The organism is Metasolibacillus meyeri (genome assembly GCF_003049505.1).
Lineage (GTDB): Bacteria > Bacillota > Bacilli > Bacillales_A > Planococcaceae > Metasolibacillus > Metasolibacillus meyeri.
The window spans coordinates 1-25,859 of sequence record NZ_PYWN01000084.1 but is presented as its reverse complement, the minus strand read 5'-3'; the positions used below and the strand labels follow the sequence as shown (position 1 = coordinate 25,859).

At 37.0% G+C, this 25,859-nt stretch carries 21 protein-coding genes; 14 read left to right on the top strand and 7 right to left on the bottom strand.

Annotated elements, in window-relative coordinates:
- Window positions 1-3 precede the first annotated feature (3 nt).
- Both C9J34_RS12985 and C9J34_RS12980 read right to left on the bottom strand, forming a co-directional pair.
- A complete protein-coding gene (locus tag C9J34_RS12985) occupies window positions 4-4,866 on the bottom strand; it encodes a DUF4132 domain-containing protein (RefSeq protein WP_107840440.1) in 4,863 nt (1,620 codons plus the stop codon).
- Between the two features lie 68 nt (window positions 4,867-4,934).
- Window positions 4,935-5,342 (bottom strand): hypothetical protein, encoded by a 408-nt coding sequence (locus C9J34_RS12980; RefSeq protein ID WP_107840438.1) that lies wholly within the window; start codon window positions 5,340-5,342, stop codon window positions 4,935-4,937.
- 291 nt (window positions 5,343-5,633) lie between these two features.
- On the opposite strand from C9J34_RS12980, the gene C9J34_RS12975 reads away from it, so the two are divergent.
- From C9J34_RS12975 to C9J34_RS12965, 3 genes are all read left to right on the top strand, one after another.
- Window positions 5,634-6,026, top strand: coding sequence for an 8-oxo-dGTP diphosphatase (locus C9J34_RS12975; RefSeq protein WP_107840436.1), 393 nt, complete (start codon window positions 5,634-5,636; stop codon window positions 6,024-6,026).
- A 13-nt stretch (window positions 6,027-6,039) separates the two neighbouring features.
- A complete protein-coding gene (locus C9J34_RS12970) occupies window positions 6,040-6,261 on the top strand; it encodes a hypothetical protein (protein ID WP_107840432.1) in 222 nt (73 codons plus the stop codon).
- A gap of 61 nt (window positions 6,262-6,322) precedes the next feature.
- Window positions 6,323-7,174 carry an AraC family transcriptional regulator gene (locus C9J34_RS12965; RefSeq protein WP_107840430.1) on the top strand — a complete coding sequence of 284 codons (852 nt, stop codon included), beginning with the start codon at window positions 6,323-6,325 and terminating at the stop codon, window positions 7,172-7,174.
- A 46-nt stretch (window positions 7,175-7,220) separates the two neighbouring features.
- Here the strand turns inward: C9J34_RS12965 and nhaC are convergent, their stop codons facing one another.
- On the bottom strand, window positions 7,221-8,597 hold the full coding sequence (gene nhaC / locus C9J34_RS12960; protein WP_107840427.1) for a Na+/H+ antiporter NhaC: 1,377 nt from the start codon (window positions 8,595-8,597) through the stop codon (window positions 7,221-7,223).
- A gap of 366 nt (window positions 8,598-8,963) precedes the next feature.
- Between nhaC and C9J34_RS12955 the strand changes: the two genes are divergently transcribed.
- A complete protein-coding gene (locus C9J34_RS12955) occupies window positions 8,964-10,649 on the top strand; it encodes a methyl-accepting chemotaxis protein (protein ID WP_107840425.1) in 1,686 nt (561 codons plus the stop codon).
- A 77-nt stretch (window positions 10,650-10,726) separates the two neighbouring features.
- Here C9J34_RS12955 and C9J34_RS12950 read toward each other — a convergent pair whose 3' ends face one another.
- The gene (locus tag C9J34_RS12950; RefSeq protein ID WP_107840423.1) at window positions 10,727-12,760 is read right to left on the bottom strand and encodes a methyl-accepting chemotaxis protein; all 2,034 of its coding nucleotides are present in this window, start codon (window positions 12,758-12,760) and stop codon (window positions 10,727-10,729) included.
- Between the two features lie 490 nt (window positions 12,761-13,250).
- Here C9J34_RS12950 and C9J34_RS12940 point away from each other — a divergent pair, with 490 nt between their 5' ends.
- Genes C9J34_RS12940 through C9J34_RS12930 form a run of 3 tightly spaced genes read left to right on the top strand, consistent with a single transcriptional unit; the run spans window position 13,251 to window position 15,051 of the window.
- Window positions 13,251-13,889, top strand: a complete 639-nt coding sequence (locus C9J34_RS12940) for a DUF3885 domain-containing protein (protein ID WP_107840419.1) — start codon at window positions 13,251-13,253, stop codon at window positions 13,887-13,889.
- On the top strand, window positions 13,867-14,505 hold the full coding sequence (locus C9J34_RS12935) for a DUF1801 domain-containing protein (protein ID WP_238600651.1): 639 nt from the start codon (window positions 13,867-13,869) through the stop codon (window positions 14,503-14,505). The genes C9J34_RS12940 and C9J34_RS12935 overlap by 23 nt, the downstream gene beginning before the upstream one ends.
- A gap of 27 nt (window positions 14,506-14,532) precedes the next feature.
- Window positions 14,533-15,051, top strand: coding sequence for a GyrI-like domain-containing protein (locus C9J34_RS12930; protein ID WP_107840415.1), 519 nt, complete (start codon window positions 14,533-14,535; stop codon window positions 15,049-15,051).
- Window positions 15,052-15,303: 252 nt separating this feature from the next.
- Here C9J34_RS12930 and C9J34_RS12925 read toward each other — a convergent pair whose 3' ends face one another.
- Entirely contained in the window at window positions 15,304-15,618 is a 315-nt protein-coding gene (locus C9J34_RS12925; RefSeq protein ID WP_107840412.1) for a MazG nucleotide pyrophosphohydrolase domain-containing protein, read from the bottom strand.
- Between the two features lie 498 nt (window positions 15,619-16,116).
- On the opposite strand from C9J34_RS12925, the gene C9J34_RS12920 reads away from it, so the two are divergent.
- The 5 genes from C9J34_RS12920 to C9J34_RS12900 all read left to right on the top strand — a co-directional run bounded on the left by C9J34_RS12920 (window position 16,117) and on the right by C9J34_RS12900 (window position 19,734).
- Window positions 16,117-16,476 (top strand): response regulator, encoded by a 360-nt coding sequence (locus C9J34_RS12920; protein ID WP_107840410.1) that lies wholly within the window; start codon window positions 16,117-16,119, stop codon window positions 16,474-16,476.
- Between the two features lie 5 nt (window positions 16,477-16,481).
- Window positions 16,482-17,114 carry a chemotaxis protein CheC gene (locus tag C9J34_RS12915; protein ID WP_107840408.1) on the top strand — a complete coding sequence of 211 codons (633 nt, stop codon included), beginning with the start codon at window positions 16,482-16,484 and terminating at the stop codon, window positions 17,112-17,114.
- On the top strand, window positions 17,107-18,015 hold the full coding sequence (locus C9J34_RS12910; protein WP_107840406.1) for a diguanylate cyclase domain-containing protein: 909 nt from the start codon (window positions 17,107-17,109) through the stop codon (window positions 18,013-18,015). Before C9J34_RS12915 ends, C9J34_RS12910 begins: the two co-directional genes overlap by 8 nt.
- A gap of 783 nt (window positions 18,016-18,798) precedes the next feature.
- A complete protein-coding gene (locus tag C9J34_RS12905) occupies window positions 18,799-19,467 on the top strand; it encodes a response regulator transcription factor (protein WP_107840404.1) in 669 nt (222 codons plus the stop codon).
- A 36-nt stretch (window positions 19,468-19,503) separates the two neighbouring features.
- Window positions 19,504-19,734, top strand: coding sequence for a hypothetical protein (locus C9J34_RS12900; protein WP_107840402.1), 231 nt, complete (start codon window positions 19,504-19,506; stop codon window positions 19,732-19,734).
- A 408-nt stretch (window positions 19,735-20,142) separates the two neighbouring features.
- Here the strand turns inward: C9J34_RS12900 and C9J34_RS12895 are convergent, their stop codons facing one another.
- Both C9J34_RS12895 and C9J34_RS12890 read right to left on the bottom strand, forming a co-directional pair.
- Window positions 20,143-23,391 carry an ABC transporter permease gene (locus tag C9J34_RS12895; protein WP_107840400.1) on the bottom strand — a complete coding sequence of 1,083 codons (3,249 nt, stop codon included), beginning with the start codon at window positions 23,389-23,391 and terminating at the stop codon, window positions 20,143-20,145.
- On the bottom strand, window positions 23,388-24,080 hold the full coding sequence (locus C9J34_RS12890; protein ID WP_107840398.1) for an ABC transporter ATP-binding protein: 693 nt from the start codon (window positions 24,078-24,080) through the stop codon (window positions 23,388-23,390). The genes C9J34_RS12895 and C9J34_RS12890 overlap by 4 nt, the downstream gene beginning before the upstream one ends.
- Before the next feature lie 764 nt (window positions 24,081-24,844).
- Here C9J34_RS12890 and C9J34_RS22405 point away from each other — a divergent pair.
- Both C9J34_RS22405 and C9J34_RS12880 read left to right on the top strand, forming a co-directional pair.
- Window positions 24,845-25,240, top strand: a complete 396-nt coding sequence (locus tag C9J34_RS22405) for an HAD hydrolase-like protein (RefSeq protein WP_238600650.1) — start codon at window positions 24,845-24,847, stop codon at window positions 25,238-25,240.
- Entirely contained in the window at window positions 25,210-25,776 is a 567-nt protein-coding gene (locus tag C9J34_RS12880) for an erythromycin esterase family protein (RefSeq protein ID WP_338016215.1), read from the top strand. The genes C9J34_RS22405 and C9J34_RS12880 overlap by 31 nt, the downstream gene beginning before the upstream one ends.
- The last annotated feature ends 83 nt before the right edge of the window (window positions 25,777-25,859 follow it).

Below are 25,859 nucleotides of genomic sequence, written 5' to 3'. Positions count from 1 at the left end.
TCTTTATTTAAGCCATTGCAAAATAGAAGGGTCTTTAATTTTATTGTCCTCACTCAGCAGTACAATTTTTGACATGATTTCTGCTGTACGTGGGTCTTCATCGGCAAAGGGTAGGAAGATGCGTCCACGATGCTGGGATTGAATGGCCAAAATTGGCATCATCGCACCGCCAACCTTGTGCACAGTACCACTGCCTAAATGAACACTGTAGCGTGCTAGTGAACCTTCAATAAGAACATGCTGCTTTTCAACGGAGACCTTTGGCAGCTTCAGCATTTGTACTAGTTCACGAACAATTGCTGCGCGTGTTTCGATTGTTGAGAAGCTTGCCTCTGGGTCTACGCCACCAACATGTGCAACGCTTACGACTAAATCAACATCGCGCATTGCCTCAGAGAAAATTAATGGTGGTACATCTTGCAGCAAGATAGATTTACCTGTACGACGATTATAAAACGCTACATATTCAATTGTTGGCGCTTCAATATCTGCTGGTGAGAACCAATCCGCCATCGCATAAATTGTTACGATAATATCTTGGTCATAATAAATTTTGCGCAAGCCTTCATCATAGCTCGCTGTCCAGCCACGTGTTTTTAACATTGCTAATGTTTTTTGTGGTTGAATTTGATGCCCTGCATAGCGTGACGATACTTTTTTGTCTTGTTCATCGACATTGACCACATAGAGCTCACGGAAGATTTGCTTAAATGGCTGAATGATTTCGTTGGCAAATACTTCATGCTGAATAGTAGCCCATTTTTGGGATGCATACAAATCATATGGATGTGCAATGCGAGCCTCTGCATCATCTGCTAGCTCTAAATCCTTAATTAAGCCAATTGTAGAATCACTGACGATATAAAGCTTTGCAAGCATTGGTGCTAAAACAGGGTGCTCGAGTAAGCCCTTTATTTCACCAAAAGTGAAGGTTGTTCCTTTTTCCATTGCTTCTTCAAACGCTCGACGTGATCTACTTTGTTGCTCACGTAATTGCTTGCGGACATCGGTCATTTCTTGAATGATTTTATTCTTTTTCAAGCGAGCAGGTACAGATTTTAATTGCTTGTCAGCCTTCTTCACAACAAAATCGACAATGCCTTTTTCGTCAGCCTGTAAATATAGCGTAATATCATCTACTTCGATTGGCTCGAAATAGTTTTTGATTGCATCTAGTTCGAAAATTTCCATGCGCCATGCAAAGCGTGTAACATCATCGCCTAAATTGCGTGCTAAATTTTCAATGGCAATGCGGCAAGCTAAGCCTTCACTTTCTCGACGCTGAGCACCGAATTGCTTGCTTTCCTTTAAAAATGTTTGTATAAACTGATAACGTTTATAGGCATCTTTAAGCGGATTTTTTTTACTTAATGGCACAAGACCGATACAACGTAGTTTATCTTTATTGCGCTTATCAGCAACTTCATCTATTAAAGGCTTAAGCTTTATATGACCTAATGCGGCATCTGCAAACATTTGCGCACGGCGATGTGTTGCACCTTCAGAGGCGTATTTAGCACTGTCATATAGCATATTGAAGCGGGCTTTGCCAAGTTCGTTATAGCATTCAAGTAGCCAATCATGTGCGAAGGCACCGTCTTGTAGCTCATTAGCCGTAATGCTTGTATATAGCTGTATTTGGCTCATACTTTCATCGTTCAACGTATTCGTTGTATGTGCGCGGAAATACCATGCGGCACTTGCTAGTCCTTGCCAACCTAAATATTCACTAACAAGTGGAATGTAAGCAGGTGTATACATCATCGCATTTAATAATTCTTCTTCTGTAATAGAGTAAGATTCTAATGCTGTAGCTAATTCTTCTACTGTATCGCTAGAGGCTGGCTTGCAATGCTCTAACATACTAGAAAACACTTCACGTTTTGTATAGTCATTTGACCAAACATAGCCGCGTACTAAAGTCAAACCTTTCAAGGCATTCATAATTCGTGCAAAATAAGTAACACCAACAATTGGCTTTAAAGAATAGTTGGCAAAATGGCTCACTTCTGTTCGCATATCACCACGACTTAATTCAATATCAATAATACGTTCTGCGCCTTTTTCATATACTTCTGCTAAAAATGGATAGCTTGCAATCAATTTTTCACGCTTCTTTACATCAAAAATGTCTGCTGCATAGTAGCGATCATTCAGTGGGTTGAACATCTTTAAATAACAAGCATCGATTGGTACGAGTCCTAAACTATGTGCACGTGCAATCACTTCATCATCTGCATAGAAAATCGGTAAGTAAAAGGAACCTTCCTCAGTTTCCCGATTATACTGCTCATGCAATGTTGTAATTGCTGTACAAAGTGAGAATAGCTGTGTAAATTGTTCATCTGTATCAATATAGCGTTGACACGCTCTTAAGAATACTTGATACAATGGATAGGTTTCGTAACTATATGCTGACCAATCAGACTCTAAATTAACGCGTTCAAACCATTCAGGCATTGTCGATAGATTTTGGAAAAGCTCAACCAGTGCGCTATATACATAGTCGAAGGCTTCGTCATGGCGATATTCAGTACGATAGAGCAAATCGATAATATCGCGTATTTTTCCACCGTTTGCAAGCGTATTTAACCAATAATTGAAGTCATTAATATTGTCGAAATTAATCCACTTTGCTAATGTTGCCCTTGCTTCATCCGTTAATCCTTTATCCCAAGGCTCCTTGCCGTAATAGCTTTGTTTAACAAAGAGGGTAACTGCTAGACAATCTAAAGCGGTTAGCTGTACATCTTCTTTCCATTGTAGCCAAACATCTGCGAGAGGATAGTTTTTAATATGTTCTCCCTCAGTACCGTGAAGTGGTTGAAGTTCACGGCTAAGCAAGGCTTCATAAGGCTGACCGTCCCATGCACGCGCTTTATATTCAAAGGCTGCGTATTCCTCAAATAAATCCGATAAACGCTGCAATTTCAGCTTTAGCTTTTCAATATCGAATGACGTAAGCACATGTGTGGCATTATTAATCGTCATTTTAATCGGTGGTATAGCATCTTTTGAATAGCTTGGATTAAAGATACCGTAGCCACCAGCTAATGTTTTTTGGCTTGTGTCTTCAACTAATGCTGTGATTAATTCCTGCTCCTTCGCAGTAGGTTTTGCGATGCTATTAGCAATTGTAGCTATTTCCTGCGTGCTGACACTACCTACTTTCTTCAGCTCGACTAATAGCTCTAAGCCACCTAAACGTAAGTCTTGTTTAGTCTTTTTCACTAAACGCTGGGCACTGTCGATTGCTAATGGTTGTGCTACAAGTACCTTTAAAATAGCCTGCTTTGTTGCACCTGATTTTAAGTAGAAGAGCTGTTCAACTGCTTCAATTTGTGCAGCAGCTAACGGCTCCTTTTTCTTCGTAATGAATTGTAGCGCTAAATCACGGGTACCACGCTCCTGTAAGCATTCGATTAAAAATTCATCAGCAACAGGTAGCTTTAATTTTTCTACGAAGTAGCCTAATAAATTTTCACGCTGGTTTGATGTCAAAGCCTTACGATTATCATATATTTTCATGACATAATCATGGTCGTTCCAAGCAACTGCCAGAAGCATTGTGCCGTTACTAATATATTCTTTTGTTAACGTATAATTTACCCATGGGAATGGTTTGCCTTGCACTGTATGTTCTTGTTTTTTCATCAACTCAGCGATTTGCTCAAGGCGTGGGATTAACGCTTTCGGGTAATGCTCAAAATAATTTGAATCTAACTCTCTATCGTAAAAATGATATTTCGATTGTGTGTAATATGGGAAAATATCCTGCATAGCAAGTGTTAAAACATCTAAATCATCCTGCTCCATAATGACATCTAAAATTTGATAACGTAAATAGACTTCAAGATTTGTTGTTTGGGCGAAGCAAAGAGCTGTTAATATTTGATGCTTCTTGCCTTGTAATAGCTGCTGTAAAACAGGCTGTATATCGTTCACATTAAGCGTTGCAGTTGCCCAAAGTGCGGCGTAGTTGGCGATAGCATCCTCTGAATAAATAAGTGGTTTAACATCAGCATCGTTAGCAAGTATGTCATAGGCGATATCTAGAAGCTTTTGTATCACCTTTTTGTCATCTACATAATATTGCAAACCTACCCATGTCTCGACTGCACGTTGAACAGAGGAAAAGCGCAATAAATCGTTCTCTTTTATTAGCTTCATAAAATAAATAAGTGTTTCTGGTGTGCCTCTATCGGCATTTTCTAATATGACCTGTCGAGTCCCTTCCTGACGTTGTGCAGCAAGTAGTAGCTGTCCGAGCCATGCGATTATTTTCCTATTATTGCTACTGACAATACTACGAATTAATTGATGTGTTAAAATCGCAACATTGTTTTCACCGAAAATTGCCTCGTTTACATAATGCACAGCTTCTGTATCATCTATTGTTAATAAATGGGCAAATTTTGCTTCTATAAAGCTTTGTGAAGCAACCGGTGTATCCTTTTGGTTGACGTAAAAGTCCACAATCCCACGATAATAGCTAGGCTGATAATTACGTAAAATCTCAATTACAGCGGCTTCTTTATTTAAAGAGCCAGCAGCAATAAGTGACAGAATACGGTTTGAATGCTCCTTTAAGGAATCGCTATGTATAGACCGACGATAAATTCCTTGTTGAAAGGAGTGCGATACTTGTTTATTGCAATAAATTTTTAATTCCTCAGCAAAACCCTTATCATAGAGCTCTGTTAACGCCTCTAAAAGTCCACGATCAAATAATTGATCAACTGTAGTGAGCTTATGCTCTGCAATTATATTTTGGAATTTCTCTTCATACTCATATTGATATTCATAGCCTTCTTTTTTTGCTTGTAGTTCCATTGCTTGCAGAAATTCAACTAGTTGTTGTTTCATACGGTTATCTCCTGTCTCTTTATTTGAGGGCAGCCATATTTTTTTGAACACCTGTAATACCCGTCTAATCAATATAGACGTCCCGATAACATAGTTAATTTAATAAAGGTGAATATATCATCTGCCTGCAAATGTAATGGTTCGTCTAATTTTGTTAACTCCCTCTCACCATGAAGTACTTTATAAATACCGTCCTCAAATGCCAATAATGCCTCAGCGATAGCAGCTTGTTCAGATTGCTTTGCATCATTGTATTTATGATTAAAGCCAACTTTCCCTTGCTCATAGGCTGCTTCAATATCCTCTTCTAATAAATAGGTGGAAAACGGCTTTTCCGTATTAAAGGATTTGACATTGTGCTTTACAATTTGCGTAATTAATTCGTGTAATGTTTCTGCTGATGTTATATCAAAGGGCTGTAGCTCCAACACAGGTTTCCGTTTTCCAATCGACTTTACTTTCGCGTAAATTCGCAATATTCTCACCTCTTTATGTTCGATTATACAAAATCACTCTAATGATGAATAATAATTTCTAGTAAATTCTTGTAAAATGGTGCGAAAGGTATGGAAGAAATAGTTCAGATTTTCTATTAATATAAATACAGAACAAACGTTCCTTTTTGTAAAGTTTGTAGCTAGAATTATGGGGATAAGATTTAATTATTTTTATAAGAAAATCAACTATGCTAATCTCTGTTAAATAAAGGCTAATCAACACGCCTATAATTATATGGTATCTTTATACAAGAAAGGTGGCGCTCAGCTATGTCAAAGATTATATTAACGAATATGTGTATGGTTTATGATCAAGAAAATAACAAAGTGCTTGTGCAAAATAGAATTAAATCATGGAAAGGTATTACATTTCCAGGTGGACATATAGAGGATGGAGAAAGCTTAGTTGAATCAACGATAAGAGAGGTCAAGGAGGAAACGGGCTTAACGGTTGCTAATTTAGAGCCTTGTGGTGTTATTAATTGGTATAATGAGGAAAAAGATGAACGGTATTTTGTTTTTAATTATCGAACATGTGATTTTAGTGGAGAATTGCTAAAAGAAACAGATGAAGGTGACGTATTTTGGGTACATAAAGATAATTTGCGACAGCTTGATTTTGCAGAAGGATTCTACCATGAAGAGCAGGTGAAGTGGTACTAAGTGAAAAGGGGTGATGGAGAAAATTGTGGAATTATCAGGGGAACAGAAACTGAAAATCTTTATCTATAAAAAAGAAAACGTGTATTGGGCAGAAATTCATCATGACGAGCAATTAAAGAAAACTTCAAAGGTGTCTGATTTTTTAGCGCTTGTGACATTATTGAAGGTGCAGCATCTTGATATTGCACTGTTATTAACAGTGGTCAGTGCTTACATAACACCCGACATTTATTGAGCATAAAATGTCGGATAGAAAAACGCATCTCCTACTATAGTAGTGATGGAAAGGAGAATTTATGGATTGGCTAGAGAGAATTAATAGAGCAATGGATTATATCGAACAAAATTTATCGAATGAGATCGATTTTAAAGAGGTGGCAAGGCTGGCTTGCTGTCCTGAGTATCATTTCCCAAGAATGTTTTCATCTATGACGGGGGTGACCATGTCAGAATACATTAGGCGAAGACGTCTTTCACTTGCGGCATTTGAGCTTCAAAATAATGCGAATGTTCGAATTTTGGACCTTGCCTTAAAATATGGATATGATTCTCCAGATGCTTTCAGTCGTGCATTCAAGACCCTTCATGGAGTGAATCCAACAGTAGCACGTAACAAGGGAATTGAATTAAAAGCTATTCCGAGGCTCTCCTTTCAAATTTCAATTAAAGGAGCTGTGGAAATGGATTACAGAATTGAAGAATTAGATTTCGAAATTGAAATTGTAGGTGTTAAGCAAAAGGTGACAACGAAGGATGCTTTTCAAGTCATTCCGAGGTTGTGGGCGGAGGCAACAGAAAATGGCTTGCTACAACGATTAATTAATATGTCATGGGAGCAACCACAATGCAAAATGGAAGGCATTTTAGGAGTGGTAGGTAAACAGGCAGCTATTACAGATGAAGATTTTGAATATTTGATGGGCTGTCGCTATACAAGAGAACTACCAGCAGATATGGAGAAAATCATGCTACCTAAAAGCACATGGGCTGTCTTTCCAAATATTTCAGAGGCATGGCAGCGCCTTTATACAGAATGGCTACCTGTAGCTGACTATGAGCTGGCTGATTTGCCATGTATAGAAAATCAATTAGCACCAGACAGAGTGCCAAACAGCGAGCTTTGGGTTCCTGTAATATCTAGAAGATAAATAGAGAAAAAGCTATCTAATTCGATTGTGAATTAGATAGCTTTTATTAAATTTTCGACAATGTTTTACCGCTCCAGGCGAAAAGAACCGTTAAAATAGGGCCAAGTAAGCAGAAGAAGGCAAATGGAAAGTAGTCTATTGTAGAGACACCAAGTATATTTGTAATAAAAATACCGCAGACGCTCCAAGGAACAAGAGGGTTGACAACTGTTCCTGAATCTTCGATTGCACGGGCTAAGTTTTTAGGCGCAAGCCCAACTTTTTTATACTGCTCTCGGAAAGTTTCCCCTGTTAGTAAAATAGCTAAATATTGTTCACCAATTAATGTGTTTACACTGATGGCTGAAATTGCAGTGCCTGTAATAACAGAGCGTGCTGTCGTTAAAGAGGATTCAATTTTAGCAAAAATGCTTTGGATAATGCCTAATGTAAATAATAGGCCGCCCATGCTAAGCGCTAGTAGCACTAATGTGATAGTGAAAAACATGCTTGCAATGCCGCCGCGATTAAGCAGCGCATTGACATCCTCATTCGTTGTATTTGACACATACCCATTAAATAAACTATCCAAAATAGCTGTTATTGAAAGCGTGTCATGTAAAAAACCTAGTGCAATACCGAATATTGAGCCAATCGCTAATGTTAGTAACGCGGGCACTTTTTTTATAGATAAAATAACAAGTAGTACAAGCGGTAATAATGCATACCAGTGTACTAAATTTGTGCTAAGTAGTGTTGCTTGAAAAGCTTCAATGTTTGTAAGAGATGCTGTTGCATGCTTTGGCGATAAAGCAGCATAAGCAATGATAGAAATAATAAACGCTGGAACAGTTGTCCAAGCCATATTTTTAATGTGCTCAAATAAATCAATACCAACGATACTTGATGCTAAATTTGTTGTATCAGAAAGTGGTGACATTTTATCACCGAAAAATGCCCCAGATACAATTGCACCTGCTGTTAATGCGAGCGATAAATCCATCGCACTCGCCATACCGATAAAGGCAACACCAACTGTAGCAACAGTCGTTAATGAACTGCCAATTGTAATACCAATTATACATGTAATTATAAAGACAATCGCAAAGAAAAAGTTAGGTGTTACTATAGAAAAGCCATAGTAAATTAAGGTTGGTATTGTGCCACTGATAATCCAACTGCTAATCAGTATGCCAATGAAAAAGAAAATAAAAACAGCCGCAATGCCTGACTGTGCACCATTTACCATTCCTTGTTGAAGATGTTGAAATGAAACTTTCTTTAGTAAGCCATAGATAATTAGTAAAGTGATAATGATAAGAATAGGCATATGTGGTGGTGCATCAAATTTAATTATGCTGGCACTCATAATGCCGACAATCGCTAAAACGATGATAATCGCTTCCCAAAACACGGGAATGGTTTTTGCTTCTGTTCGAAACATAAGGAGCCTCCTCTAAGATGTTAACTTTGTCACTGCAACGCGTTGAAGTGACGAAGTATATTGTAGCATAATTATTAATAGAAGAATAGTCAACTGATCAATTACGACGAGGCATAGTTGTTAGTATTTACTCAGAATTGGGATGAAATATTACGATAGGTAGTGATTGAAAATAGAGTTAGTGGACAAAAGTAGTGTAATTAATAGGGTATTAAAACCTTATATTATACAAATTAATCCCATTAAATAGGTCTTCGATAATGAAGTTCGCCTTTGGAATTAACGCTTCTCATACCAATGCATTATTGCACAACAAATACAGGCTTGGCATAATGAAAAAGGTTAGTGTTATGAAGGAGGAAGAAAATGAGTGTTGGTAAGAAGTTAAATATAGTATTCTTTTCAATAATTTTTTTACTTTTGATTATAGTAGTATCGGGGTTAATGAATTTTAGTAACGTGGGCAGTAAAATGGAAGAAGCACTTGAGAATCGAGTGACTCAAATTCGTCTTGTTGACGATATTCGTTTTGGTGTAGCGGCACAAGGGGCTTATATACGTGCTGTAGCATTAAAAGCCTCTAGAGAAAATGAGGATAACTTTGTTGCCAATCAGGAGTTATTACAAACAAAATTGGCTGAGCTAGGGGAACTGATAAGATCAGAAACGATGATGGATCATCATATGGATATAAAAGAGAAAGTTGCTCAATTTAATACTACTTCTGAAGATTTTTTTACGGCTATAAAAGGGCGTCATGTGAGTAAAGCCCAAGATATTGTAAATAATGAATTAGAAGCAATTAACACAGAAATTTTAAGCATTGCCGATCAAATGCTAATATATCAAGATGAGAGCTTGGATAAAATTTCGAAAGACTCTGCTGTAGCATTGACGACAGCTAAAATTATGACAGCTATTTTAACTGCTATCGCGTTATTAATTGGAATTGGTCTTGTTATTTTTGTTAAGCAAACAATAACAAAGCCGTTAATACGTATTGTTAAATCGACAAATGTTATTGCTGAGGGAGATTTGACAGAGCGAGATATCGTTGTGCAATCGAAGGATGAAATAGGCCAACTTGCCACAGCATTCAATTTAATGAAAGGCAATTTGAAAAACTTGCTTGGCAATGTTCAATCAAATTCCGAGCAATTAAGTGCAGCAGCTGAGCAGTTATCAGCGAGTACTGAGGAAGTGACAGCAACGACAGCAGATGTGACAAATCGCGCTGCAAATACAGCGGAAATTACAAAAACAGCCTCTGATGCAGCCAATGAAAGTGCAAGAGCAATGGAAGAAACGGCTGTCGGTGTACAACGTATCGCTGAGGCTGCTCAAGATTTGCAGACGAGCTCTGTAGATGCGAGTACAACAGCTACGAGTGGTAGCAGTATTATCAATAAAGCGAAGCAGCAAATGGAAATAATTAATACATCGACAACGCAAGTAAATGAACTTGTACAAAAGCTATCAAAGCAAACCGAAGAGATTAGCCAAATGACACAGGTTATTACTGATATTACAGAGCAAACAAACCTACTTGCACTGAATGCAGCAATAGAGGCAGCACGTGCCGGCGAGCATGGTAAAGGCTTTGCGGTTGTGGCAGATGAAGTACGCAAGCTAGCAGAGGAATCAAAAAACTCTGCCAATACGATTGTTACGTTAACGACTGAAATTCAGTCAGATACAGAAAGTGTAGAGGCGGCTGTAAATCACTCCCTTCTATCCGTGAAAGACGGTGTTGAGATTATTGGTCAAGCGGGAGAAGCATTCCATGCGATTGAGGAAGCAGTAACGCATATGACAACACAAATCGAAGATATCTCTGCCACATCCGAGCAATTATCAGCAAGTGCAGAACAAGTATCAGCATCTGTCAATGAAATTGCTACAGGTGTAGTAGAGTCAGCTACTGATATTGATATGGTCGTAGCCGCAATGCAGGAGCAGGCTGCCACAATGGATGAAATAAGTAGCGTGGCTGTGAATTTAAGCGACAACGCGCAAGATTTACAGGAGCAAATTCAGAAGTTTAGAGTTTAAGAAATTGGTGACATTTATATAATAAGAGGACACAGATCATAAATTGACCTGTGTCCTTTTATTTCATCTAACCTTCGTTAGGATCTTATTTGAAAACGATTAATTTCTAGTTGTAAGGATTGTGCTAGCTGAGCTAATTGCTCAGAGGCATCGGCCATTTCAGCCATTGTTGCGGATTGTTCTTCTGTTGTAGCAGATACGCTTAATGTATGATCATTTGCTATAGCTGCCTGTGCCCGTAATTCGCTGACGACGGAAGAGATTGACTGTAGCTCTGAAAATACTTGTGTTGTATAATCACTTGTCACATCAATCATCTGCTTCAAATTATGAACAGCCGCTTCGATTTCTTCAAAAATACTGCCTGTTTGTTTTACAGAGGTAATCCCTTCTTGAGCAATTTCTCGACTTTTACTCATCATTGTTACGGCCGTTTCGATTTCGGCTTGTATTTTATGCACCATTGTAGCAATGTCGTTTGATGTGTCACCTGTTTGTTCGGCTAACTTTTTCACTTCTCCAGCTACTACGGCAAAGCCTTTCCCCGTTTCTCCAGCCCTTGCAGCTTCAATAGAGGCGTTTAGCGATAATAAATTTGTTTGATTAGCAATTGTTGAAATAAGTGAGCTCATCATGCCGATTTTTTCTGATTCCTCTTTTAATTGAATAACAAGATGGGTACTTGCTTCCACTTGCTCATGTAAGCTTGTTATATCTGAGACAAAGTCGTGAATTTGCGTTGCACCGTTAGTAGCAGCTTGAACAGTGGAGAGCGAGCTTTGCACAACCGCCTGTAACGTAGCTGAGAACTTTTCCATATTGTCTGTAATAGCAAGCGTCACTTGATTTAATCGCTCATTCATTTCATATTGCTTGGTGCTATCTTCAGTCAATTCAACCATTGAATTTGCAACGTTTGTGATTGAAACATGGACTTCATTGACGCTTGCTGTTAATTGCTCGGAAGTGGCAGCGACCGTTTCAGAACTAGAGTGAATATGGTTCATAATATGAACGAGTGAATCCAATGCCGTATTATAAGAGGTTGCCATTTCACCAAATTCATCTTTTGAGTCGACGACCATCTTTTTTGTTAAATCGCCAGTAGATAAAATATTTAAATGGCTATTTATTCGGTCAATTCCTTTTGTAATATATTTATTAATAACAATAAGCACAGCAATCAATAGCAGTAATAATATAGCGCTAATCGTGATTTGCATTGTTAAAGATTGCTTTAGTGGGGCATACATTTCTGTCGCTGAGGCTAACAGTACGACCTTCCAAGGCATACCATCAACTTTTTGATAATGGATGAGATAAGGTTCTCCTTCTATAGTGGCATCAAAGGAACCTTCATCTTGAGCAATTTGCGCTATAGGTATCGATAAATACTCCTGCATCGATGTTGAGTTTACTTTTTCAATGTCGGGATGTGTTAAAAATACGCCATCATTATCTACTAAAAAGGCATAACCGCTATTGCCAATTTTGACATCGGAAACAATTTCTTGAATGGAGTTCAATACGTAATCGCCCGATAGGACGCCAATGGGCTTTACGCCTTGTGTAATTTGGATAGCTGCTGTAATAAATGTTTGCTGAAGCGCTTCATCAAAATAGGGCGCTGTCCATAATACAGCATCAGATGCAAGTCCAAGTTCATACCATTCAGTTGTGGGGTAATCATAATTCGCATCCTCATAAACATTTGTATATACGATGTTATTGTCTTCTTTATAAGAGTATGGTCCAAAGTATTCATTCAAAATATCAGTGTTGTACCAAATGCCCATACCAAATGTTTCCTTATTAAGTGGTAATATTTTTTCAAAATACAACTTTGCTTCATCACGTGTTATTAAGTCTTTTCTTGCTTCTAAGGAAGATTTCGTGCTCAGCATCATTTGTTCGTGCGAGTGCAATTTTCCTAATACAGCTTCTGATGTATTATCTAAAGTTAATGACATTTCATTATGAATAGAATTTTTCATATTTGTAGAACTATTCATGTAGTTTAGGGCAGTAAGAATAAATAAGAAAATAGTAGTGATGAGTATAATGAAGCTAACTTTAAAGCGGATTTTGATATTTCTGAAGATTTGTTTCATAAGAAAGTCCTCCTAAATCCATCTTTCGGGTAAAAATGCACCTTAAAATTCCAAATAATTCTATAATAAAGCGTGTATAGTCTTATTCTATATAATAGATTATATGAAGTCTATCTATCTTTTCAAAGAGTTTGTGAAGGTTTAGTAAATAGAGGATGTAATATGCCAATCATTCCTGTGTATAAATGAAGTATAGCTATACACATCAAGGCTGGACAATTCATTAAAATATTTTAGATAGAGATAGGATTGTTGTTAGTTAGTATTTGTATTTCCTTGGTAGAGGCCTGTCTATTTCTATATTTTGTTTTAGCTATTATGTATGAGTTTAAAGAGGACTATTTCTATTTACATGTAGACTGCCTACTTGGGCGTGTATGTTATGCTAATGTTAAAGATAATCGTGAGCTAGATGATTTCCTTGATATAGATACGGGTTCTAATTTATTATCATGCACAAAAGGTATCTGGAAGAGAGAAGGAGAATTAAATGAATAGCTATTTAGAAAAAGTATTCCCAAAACTACATTTAGAGCCAGGATTATTTTACAAATGGCCTGTAGGTATTCGCTATGAATTAGGGACAGGCGATTCAAAAGTGGGCAGCGCGGCGTATATGCGAGGGGTTTATGAGCGAGCCATCACATTGTTTAAGGCATTACATGATATGGATGATGATTTGCTGGTTGTTGTAGATGGTTACAGTGTAGGTCGCCTTAACAAGAAATTTAATTTTTTTACACCATACATTAGAAATAAAAATAGTTTATATAAAATGAGTCATATGGTTTTTCAAGAAGATGGAGATGACCCAATGGTGTGGACGCATCGTTTCATATTGCCGTGTAAAGTAGCGGAGGTAAAGTATGTGCAAATGATACAGGCGCTATGTAATATAGATATGGGGATAACCCCACAATTGCCGGGTCGTGTTTATTTTATTAATATGACAAAAAATACAATTTTTCATGTGTATGATGATCGAGGGTGTGATTTATTAGCCCCTTCAGCAGAAATTATAAAGTATATGTATACAGACTTTAACGCTTGGATTTTGGACTATGACCGAGAGGCAATTGATTCTACATTTGATGAGGGGATACAAAATGACGAACCCAAAGGTAGATGAGTTTTTAAATACCACCACGACATGGAAGCAGGAGTTTGAGTTATTGAGGGAAATTGTGTTAGATAGTGGCTTAACAGAAGATTTCAAGTGGAAGCATCCTTGCTATACATTACAAAATAAAAATATTGTGCTGATTCATGGTTTTAAAGAGTACTGTGCATTGCTTTTCCATCAGGGTGCATTATTAGCGGACTTGGAAGGGATTTTAGTGCAACAAACCGAAAAGGTACAAGCAGCTCGTCAAATTCGCTTTAAAAGCTTGCAGGAAATACAGAATCTTGAGCCAACTATAAAGGCATATATTAACGAAGCGATTAAAGTTGAAGAAGCTGGATTAAAGGTAGAAGTGAAAAAGGGAGCGGAAGTCGAAATGCCAGAAGAGCTGCAAAGTAAATTTGCGGAAGATACCGCATTTCAAGAGGCTTTTGAGGCATTGACACCTGGTAGGCGACGAGAATATATTTATCATTTCACACAAGCAAAGCAATCCAAGACGAAAACAGCACGCATCGAAAAAAATATGTCGCGTATTTTAGCAGGCAAAGGCTTGCGCGATTGCGTTTGTGGATTTTCGAAGCGGATGCCTACCTGCGATGGTTCACATAAATATCATTAATGAAGTAGTGGAGGTAGTGAACTAATTATGCTGGAAGTTAATCTAATCATGGAAAGTGACAGGAATATAGTAAATTCGCTTAATATTTATGGTATTGCCGTTAAACATTCTCTAAAGGAAGATAGTGAGTTGGCGATTATAGAATCAATGAAAAAATATTTAAGCCATCATTTAGATATGCAAACGGTTAGCGATGTTTATTTGGTACAGATTTATCCTGAAGAGTATAATGTTAGTAGCGATCGATTCATAACCTTTTTAGGGGGATGTTGTCAAAAGGAGCCTGACAGTAAGCATCTTTCAAAATTAGTTATACCAAGCTCTACAGGGGTATCCTATATATACAATGAACAAGGCTCTGCGAAAAGTATAGATCAAGTATATGAGGAGATTTACAATCATTTTGAAGAAGCAGGTATTATTTTAAATGCGAATTATGATTTTGAAGTATGGAAAAGCAATGAGGATATAATTATGTATTTTCCTATTAAATCAGATAATATTGCTATACCCAAAATAACACCACTGAGCGCGATTACAAGCTAATGAAACAAAAGTTACTTGGAAAATCAGGTATAAGTTTGACTTTCCAAGTATTTTCCTTGAAAAGAGGTATAAAAGGTGTAGCGCAAAGGACAAGATAAACTGCAGTTGATGCTATCTAAAATTTTCCTATATAAAAGCGGATGATAATCAAACCTATGTAGATTTGTATTTAATAGAACGGCACCGTTCACTTGCTCAACTCACAGCTATTATCAAAGAAACTATCTTCAGTTAAGTAATTAATAGTTTACTTCATTTATAGCGATTTGTTAGCTTTTCTTTATGGCTTATCATAATCTCTGTTAAGTCGATATTATATTTGTCGGCTAGTATAAATAGGTTATCTAATACATCACCAAGCTCTTCCTTTAAATTTTCGATTTGCTCGGTTTTGGTTAGCGCGGTTTCGTCTGGACGGTCACGCCCAATCTCAATTGTACGAATGGCTCTCGAAACTTCGCCTACTTCTTCTGTTAAAAAATTTACTCGAATGAATGGACTTAATCCATACCAATTGCGCTTTTTATAAAACTCGGTAATCCATTGTTGGTATTCAAAAATATTCATCATATATCCTCCTATTATTAGATAGTAATGGTTTGTCGGTCAATGCCTATCAATCTAGATAAGCTACTACGAGGTGTCAAGGTGACTTAATTACACATTTAAATATTATAGCATCTTGGCTAAAATTTTAGTTAACTTGTATAGGTAGCTCCATTATGATTGTATTAAGGCTATATAGTACGTTGGAATTATTGATTTGCTATTGTTAGTGTTGAGGGATAGAGCAACTGTTTTATGTGAGAATGAATTAGTGTAGCTTTTAAGTGGATAAATATGTAATGAAGATTATATTTGTTTTATTTAACCATTTTATATATCATTTTTATTAATGTGCAATTACTTGATTGTGAGCAATAAGGCTCTATGTTGTACTTGTTTTTTAGTTTTATTGTCCTATAAAATCGTGTCGTTTTTGGTAATGTTGTATTTGTGTGATTTGAAATGACTAATAGATATGTTATTATTAAATAAATAAGTATATAAGAAAAGGGGAAGTTTATGAAAATACTTGTTGTTGATGACTCTGCATTCTCTCAAAAAATAACGATAAAAACATTAAAAACAATATACCCGAATGCTATATATGAAACTGCGGATGATGGTGTTGAGTGTATAGAAAAATACGGGACTTTTTTACCTGATTTGGTATTTATGGATTTGTTAATGCCAAATATGACTGGACAGGAAGCGATTGTTCAACTTATTGACAAGTTTCCAAACGCTAGAATCATTGTACTTTCAGCAGATGTACAAGTAACGGTTCGTGAAGAGGCTTTAGCTGCTGGAGCTTTAACATTTATTAACAAACCAATAAATGTTGATAAGCTTGGAGAAATTAAGCAGTTGATAGAAGGGTGAAATCCATGCTTACAACTACGCAAGAAGATATATTAAAGGAAATGTACAATGTGTTTGTCGGTGAAGCAGCTAGCTTGCTGTCAGAAATTCTTCAAAAAAGAATTTATCTATCTGTTCCAGAAGTAGAGTTATTATCAGTTAATGACTTAAACGCTGAGGATAGAGAAAATTTAATACCTATTTTAAATGGAACAATTTTATCTACTTCGTTAAAATTTGGTAACGTCTTCTCGGGTAGAGCTGAGTTTATTTTTCCAACTGAGCAAATTAAATATGTGACTGCACTTTGCTTAGGTGAGGAATATACAATGGAAGCTGAGGAATCCTCTTTTAGCGATGAGGATTTTGATGTAGTAAAAGAAATAGGAAATATTATTTTGAATGCAATAATGGGAGGTATGGGTAGCCTTCTTGAAATGAAGTTAGATTACGATGTACCACAAGTAGTATTGCATGAACAAGGGGAATTTAGTAAAGCATTTTTCAACACACGGGAAAGTAACATATTATTGTTATATGTAAATTTCAGTGTAGATGAATCCGAAGTAATCGGTCTCATTTTAATTAAATTCTCATTGGAGTCGATAGAGTTTTTAATACAAAAAGTAGATGAGATTAGTAGGGACGTAGATGAATAATTTATATTTGACTATTATTAATCAGTTAGACAACGGAATTATTTTGCTAGATGAGCAATTGAATATTCAATTATGGAATGACTGGTTAAGAAAATTTACAGGTCAAGATGAGAGCAATGTCAAAGGGCAACATATAACACAAGTTATTCCACGATTAAATAAAGAAATTTATATTCGTATGTTCGAACAAGCACTCTCGAATAAGCAAAAGAACTTTTGCTCGGCAGCAATGCATGAATACTTTATAGATGGTGATGGTGAACGTACAAAGAAAATGCGACAAAATATGTTGGTAAGGCATATTGAATTGGACAATCAAATATATGTAATGCTAGAAATTCATGATGTCACAAATCACTATGAGCGAATTCGCAAGCTTAACAAATCGTTACAAAATTCAATAGGGTTTACGAAAAGCTTAGAGCGCTTTGCTTTTTATGATAGCTTAACGAATTTACCAAACCGAAAATATATTGTCGATCGAATTGAAAACTTAACGGAACAGGAAGATGCGGTATTCACATTATTTTTCCTAGACTTAAATGGCTTCAAATCCGTTAACGATAACTTTGGACATACGCAAGGCGACCAGCTCTTACAAATGGTAGCAGAGCGGTGTCAACAATTGACAAATGACCAATCTGTTTTTGCTCGCCTTGGTGGTGACGAATTTGTGCTATTAGTTGAAAATATTTCTTCTATTGAGGAGCACGATGAACAAATCGCGAAGATTCATGAGCTATTAGTAGAGCCATTTATCATTGAAAATGAATCTATTTCTATCTCAACAAGTATTGGTTATGCATGCTTCCCACAAGACGGTGTGACAGTTAAACAATTATTGAATATAGCGGATCGTCAAATGTATTTGCATAAGCAAAAAATAAATGATGAAAGCTAAGTAGAAAATGCAATTCAAATTTGTGAGAATTGCATTTTTTTGTGTGAAAAAAGAGGCTAAGATGAATGGAAGGAAAACTTAAAGCCCACCAATCTCAAAAGACTGAGGTTGGTGGGCTTTATATTAGCGTAACATTTACGGCTTCTGTTTTTTGGACCGATCTTTAGCAAAGTAAAAAACAATGGATAGTGTGATGCCAAGTATAAGAAATGTTCGATCATCATTAGCGATGCCAAGAACGAAAAAAGGAATACCGAGTATCCATAACATAGTATCACTCCTTGTTTTATTTTGAACGGAGGCTTTTAAGTTAAGTCTCTGAAAGGTGTCACAGATGGAGATTAGTAAATCCATCAGCACGTGTTGTGACGATTTTAGGATAGAGTAAGCTCAGAACAATCTAGACGCAATTAAGCCTTTGTGTATTTGATTTAACTGCTAAAATTTTGTTTGGAAGATACACCGAGGTTTAATTACTATTTTATACGATTGAAAGATATAAAAGATTCAATTTTTTGTTAGAGCTATTTATCTCGTATTAACGGAGAGTACTATAACAGGTAAGGTGTTCATTGTATGTCGTAAAGGGCGTGTGAAATTTAAAGTTGAGGAGCAAGTAACTGAACTTGATGCCGATGCACTGTTAATGCTCGAGCATAGCCTTGAAGCGATGGAGGATTGTGAGATGATTGTTATACGCTTGAAAAAATAATGGGTGGAAAAGCTTTGGTTGTTGCAAATCAGGACTTTTTGTTATTTTCTGTGGGCTAGGAGATGGAGCAAATGACACATATATTATACATAGAAGATGAAGTAGAGATTGGTAATTGGGTGAAGAAGGAGCTAACGGAGCGTGGTTATGAGGTGACATGGCTTACATCTGGAGAAGGTGCTGAGCAATATATTGAGCTAGTAGACGTTGTTGTGTTGGACGTCATGCTTCTCAGCTTGGATGGTTTTTCGATTGGGAAGAGGTTAAAAAATAAAAATAGTGAATTGCCGATTTTAATGCTTTCTACGAGGACAGCTGTAGAGGATAAGTTAGAAGGATTAAGCTTTGCCGACGATTATTTAACAAAGCCCTTTCACCCAGATGAATTAATCGCACGTGTTGAGGTGTTGTTAAGACGTTTTCAAAAGAATGAGACGCAATTAACGATTGGGCATTTAACAGTGTATACGAAGGATATGCGAATCATTAACCAGCAAATACAGGAAGAAATTCAGCTAACAGGCAAGCAATATTATTTATTTCAATATTTTATTCGCCATTTAAATCAAATTTTAACGAAGGAACAGCTCTATGAAAATGTGTGGGGTGAGGTATATATAGAAGGAGATAAAACGTTAATGGTACATATTCGCTATTCGCGAGAAAAAATTGAAATCAATCCTGCACAGCCGATTATTATCGGGACGATTCGCGGCATTGGCTATCGGGTGAAAGAATGAGGAGAGTTTTTAATTCACTACAGGCGAAATATATGTTTGTTATTTTTACTGCAATTGGTTTGGTTTGGGGCATGCAAATCATTTATTTTGGCAAGTAATATTAGCGTGCCTAATCTTTCAGCGGAGGTGCAGCAGACAAGTACAGTAGATGAAACGATAGAGGAATGGAAGGAGTGGGCTAATGATCATGCATATAAGCTGACATCGATTCAACCAACCGATGATTTTGAAAATGTAGAAATGCTCAAGCCGTTGCTGCATGATTAGCACCTTGTGTTTTCAGGCGAGAGTGCGCATGGTGTAGGGAAATTTAGAGCTTAGTCAAAACGCGTTCGATTCAATTTTGCATTAAGTGCTAGGCTTCAATGTATTGGCATTTGAAAGCCGGTTGGGCGATGGCAACATCAATCAAACATCTGCCGAGCAGCAGCGTAAACCTGGGCGAGGCAAATCCCCCAAATATTTTTGTGTAGCAACATCCGTATTTTTTCGCTCTACTCCCAAGTAGGTGGTCAAAGGCTCCTTTCACTTTGACAGGCTACTTGGGATGTAGAACGATCTATTCGGGATGTTGCCACAAGAAAAAATTTAAGCACAGTGTGTTTAAAAACTTGACGTAGATCCACTCAAAGTTAGACGGGCGCTTTAGCGCAATTGTTGTTGTGGTTATATCCCTTATTCAGGATCAAATCGAATCGCAAATCCTCTGCCTGTTTGTCTGTAGTTACTATATACAAAATAGAATTCTTTCGCTGGATCAACGTCTTCAAAAGTCAACACTGCTCGAATCATTCCATTCCCATATGGCTCTAAAAAATTTTCCTCACTTAACCCGACAACTTCTACTATTTCTACAGATTTCGGGCGATATTGTTCATCATCTTGTTTAATATAAAAATGCATTTTTGGTTTCATGTAAAAGGAAAGATTATCTCGTGTTGCAAACGTGTATTCAATCGTTAATGGACTTTCATTCACCTTTTTCGCTTCAAAATAAAAGAATTTTTTATTGTCTCGATGTGCTTCATCACTCGTTACTTTTGATGAAATTTCAAAATCATAATCACTGGCGGAAAGAGGCACATAATCAGGTTTTGGACTTTCTACTTCAGTTGAATTGTTACCTGTAGAGCCAGATGATACTGGTGTTGCAGTTCCTCCTTCAGTAGGAGTGTAGTCGACTGCAACTTTACTCTCTTCTGTTTTAGCGATGTTTATAATTACTTGGGTCATGACTGTGCTAAATGCCATAATGAAAACGGCCATCGCAACGACCATACCTCTTCGTATGAGCTTTTCCTTTTTAACACTCGTTTTTTGAACGCCTCGAATCCCATTCATTGGGGTTAAACGGCTTGCACGTTCTGCTGGAATAAGTGTTCCGATAACACCTGTTACAATTGGAACGAATGATGATAGTACGATTAAAGTAACACCAAATAAGGTAAATTCCTCGTATAAGAAGAAAACAATTCCGGTTGCAACGATGACAACAAAGATCATAGCGGTTAATCCTGTGTATAGACCTTCAGCTAAGATTAACTTCCGAATAGAATGTCTTCGCCAACCAATTGCTTGTAAAACACCAATTTCTTGCTGCCTTTCAGACACGTTTTGCCAGTTAATTTCAGCAGTCGTTAAAAGAGCAATGAGTAGGGCAATTGCAATCGCCACGTAATGGAACGTACCGACCTCAAATGCTACATACTCGCCAAGAAGTGACGTAAACATGACACCTTGCATTCGAACAGTAATATATAAAAAGACTGCTAGTAAAGTTGAGGGTAAAGCAATCGCTAATACGGATAAGGCACTGCGCTTCCATTTTGTTAGGAAATGATTCGCTGCAATCGCATAAATAGAATTAGCGCGTAAAATACGTTTTCCGTTTACCGTTATTTCACCCTCACGCATCGCTTCATACGGAGATATTTTACGGACAATATTCATCGGTAAAAGTGCACCGATAATATAAACGGTAAGTGCAAATATGCCTGTTAGTAAAAAACGTACCGGTGTCACGGCATCTTGTGACGTCACACTAATAATCCCTAAAATTAACCAGGAGATTGCAGTTGCAAATATGCCGATTAAAACACCTTCTAATAACAGCATTCGGTAAACTCTAGTTGGCCGCCAACCGATTGCTAAAAGCACCGCAAACTCTTTTTGTCTAGCGAGCACATTAACGATACTGGCACTCCAAACGTACGTAATGGCAACAACGACCACACTAATCATTAATGCAATAAATCCAATATTTGCCTCTTTAAAAATGGAAATAGAAGAACCAATGTTTACCCATGGTTGTTCGATCCATCCAATTGCGGCTTCATCATTTAACCCAGGTACATATGTTAAGGCTAATTGTGGAGAGGAGCCTAATGTAATATCTGTAATTAAGCCCGTTTTCTCTTCAATTTCTTGTGCTACCCGCTCTAAAATTTGCTGGCTCTCCTCATTTAACGCTGAAACATTTGCTACTTTAATTCGGATTGTTGAAATGGGGTACTCACCTAATATAGCTTCAGCCGCCTCTAACGTCGTTAACATGCCAGGTGGATTCGTTAAAAAGTCTAAAGGATCATCTGTTGGCAATACGTCGATTGCTGGGCTAATTGGATTTCCTTCATTGTCCATTACAAATTTTGCCGATGCAGGGCGGTATGTTTCCATCGGTAACTCAGTTGTTGGGTCCATTGATAACGTTAATTTGCTTGCATCATAAAAGCCGATAAATTTCGGGTTTAATTTTGGTAAATCAATAAACTCCTCTGCCGCTAAATGAGGCACACGATAAGTTTGTAAGTTACGATAACTGCCAATTGCATCGTCTCCATTTTCTATTGGTACAATTTGATACGAAAATGGCCAGCGTTCAGCGAATGGACTTGTCATTTCCTCGTATTGAATTGGATTTGGTTTGAAAGTTATACCGATTATACGACCTGGGTCAAATACATCTGAAGCAGTTATTACTTGCTCACCCGATTCCCAATCGATACCTGTTGTGTTCGATACGAATTTTTGGAAAATGTCCTGTTGGTTCCAGTTTTTTTGTTCAACGACTGTTGTCTCAAGTGATTGTAAGTATTCTCTACCACCATTTTCCCTTATCTTTTCCATTGTTTCATTCGCGTTTTCTTGTGTAAAAGGAATATTCACGCGCTCAAATGAAATATTTGTTGTAGAATCTACAAAGTTTTGTGCATTGACGATGATTGGAATTTCATGTAAATTATTTCCGAGACGATTTATTAGATTATAGCGGTCTGTTTCGTTGAAATAACGACTCGTTCCTTTTTGGACAATGGCATTTTCAAGTCCAATCAGTTTATTTTCCTGCTCAGGATCAATCGCTGCTAATAAAACATGTGAATAGACCGTATAATCAATGGACGGTGCACCTGCCCCATAAGAACCATCCTTATTCATATAATCCCAAACATCATCTGGGTACGTAAAGTGATTATATGAATCTACTTCTTTAGTAGTTAACCCATTGTTTATTTGCTTTGTTAGTTTTCTTCGATAAATACCTGGCTCAAGTAAAGTAGTAGCATCCCCGAAATTTACCTTATAGTCACTGTAGCCAAGCATCGCGATGGGAGCAGCAACTTCAACGTCTTCAATCCCTTTAATGATTTCATAGTGCTTCATACTAATGCCGCCACTCAGACCACTCATATAATTGGGCTCTAGTAAACTTTTATTTTCTGTAACGGAGCGTGATTCTTGTGGACGAACAACAATGTCATACGAGGCAGTCCAACGTTCCTGCAATGTATCGACTACTGTTCCTTTACTTTGACTTGATAAGCCGACCAAGTAGGTTAGTCCTGCACTTATAATGATTACACCAACTAGTAAGAGGAAAAATCGCTCTTTCCTTCGCCACCAATTTTGAAAAATAAATTTAATCATACGGATACTCCTTTTGTATCTTGTATGACAGCACCGTCTTTCATTGTAATTATACGTTTTGCACGAGAGGCGAGGGCAGGGTCATGTGTTACATAAATAATTCCACAATTTTCTTGCTCATGAAGTGAAACGAGTAGCTGGAATATCTTTTCCCCTGTCTCACTATCGAGATTTCCAGTTGGCTCATCGGCTAATAACCAGCTCGGTTTATGCATGATTGCACGAGCGATGGCAACACGTTGCTGTTGACCACCGGATAACTGGGAGGGAAGGGCGTTGAATTTATTTTCTAACCCTACTTGTATTAATACTTCTTTCGCACGAGTGAGCTTATCATAATTTACCTTTCTTCCATAAAAAGCAATCATGACATTTTCAAGTACCGTTAAAGTAGGGAGTAGGTGGAATTGTTGAAAGATAAAACCGATTTCTTCGAAGCGAAAATCGGCTAAAGAATTTTTGTTCTTTGTGATGACTTCTTCACCGTCATACTGGATTGTTCCACTTGAGGGCCTATCTAATGTACCAATTAAGCTTAGTAGTGTTGATTTGCCAGATCCAGACGGACCGATAATAGCAATAAAATCGCCCTTTTCAAACGTAAGTGATGTGCTTTTGAGCGCATATGTTTTCGAGCCATCGCCTTCAAACGTTTTTTCTAATTGACTACAAGTGATAAGGTTAACCATTTTATCCCTCCGTTTTAATTATTGAATCTCCCATTTTTGAATGACGGGCAGTTGAATTTTATTAAACTCGATAATACTCCTCTGTTGTCGCAGTATTATAGTATAATCATAGAATAAGTAACAATATTTGCAATTTTTAGTTTATAATATATATTTGAAAATGTAAATATTTATTAATAAATTACTTTTACAAGATGGTGATAATCTTGATATTAATAAAAAAGATATTTGCTTCATATATATATATAAACTCACATGGCTAATTTGTAAGTGGAAACTACTTTGGTTGTCAGGGATAAAGTTAGTATTAGGAGTTTTACCTATTGTATTAATATAGTGCACTGAAAGACTTATAAATAGTGTGAATTTTTATATTAGTTCAAGTGTAGGATTAAAAGATGTTATATTTTTTTTCGCACTAGAGGTTACACTTACATTGGTTATTTTCCTATTGCAAAAAGTGTCCCTAATTGTAGAGCAAAAGAATACAAATACTTTTAAGTTGAATTTTAAAAAAATCTTGTTTAAAAAACAACGACGTTGCCTTTTGAATTGTTTGAAGACCACGAATTTCAAAATAGTCTTAGCAGAATAAATTCGAATGATACAAAAGTGATTCAAATTGTAAACAGTGGAATGGATTTCTTTTCAAATTTAGTTTCTTTAGTAAGTATTGTAATGTATCTTATTTCGATTAGTTGGTTGTTTGGTCCTTTACTAATACTTATAGTATTGATTTGATAGCTTCAGGAAATAAGTCAGAGTTGGTTCAGCTTGTCAAAGAGCAACATCATATTGAGACAGGCTATGTTGTGGGGGACCGAGCTTCAGGTATTAATGCAGCTCAGCATAATCAATTAAAATCGATAGGCGTTCGCTTTGATTTCGCGCAGGACAGTGAGCTAGCACAAGCGAATTATATCGTTGAGGATTTTATCGATATTTTAAATATTGTTGAGAGATGCTGTAGGAAAAGTAAATTGCTTTTTCTACAGTTTTTTACTGTAACATCTCAAAGAGATAAACGTGTTAAAGATAAAGGTGCTAGAAAGGAGGGGCTATGGGAAAGAGAGAAACGCTGGATGATTTGTATCGACAGCATGCAAAATAACACGTTTTCGAACAGCGCATTCAAGTTGTTGAAGAGTATATTGAGCTAACAATTCAATCAAATATTGAACTGCAAGAAAATAATCCAGCAACTTTCTATAAAACAATGGAATGGCGTGATAAAGCGATGCTTGAAAATCTACTTTGGCTAGCACATGAAGTGTATCCGAATGAAAAATTCATTGTTTGGGCGCATAATGACCATATACGCAAAGCACATTCAAAAGTCATGGGGTCCCCTTACCCAGTAAAAATGCTGGGGGAACTTTTACCTGAAGAAGAGAAAAAATTAAGCTATGTAATCAGGCTTTATATGGGAGGCGGAGAGTTATCGACGAATGATCGCATGGTACTGCCTGTTTCCCCATTAGAAAAAGGCTCTATTGAGGATATTCTTTCTGCTGTGAATACGGCGTATACATTTATTGATATGCGCTACTGTCAAAACGAGCGCGGTAATTCATGGATGTTTGAGCCACGCCTAGCATATAGCTGGGGTATTATACCCGAAAGCTTTGTACCGCGTGAGCAATATGATGTGCTATTGCTGATAGATCAAGCGAGTCCACCGACATATATTGAATAAAAAAGAGATAAAGTGAACCTTCAATCAGTGGGGTTTTCCTCATCCCCCACTGATTGGTAGTTTCACCAATCGGGTTTTTACAG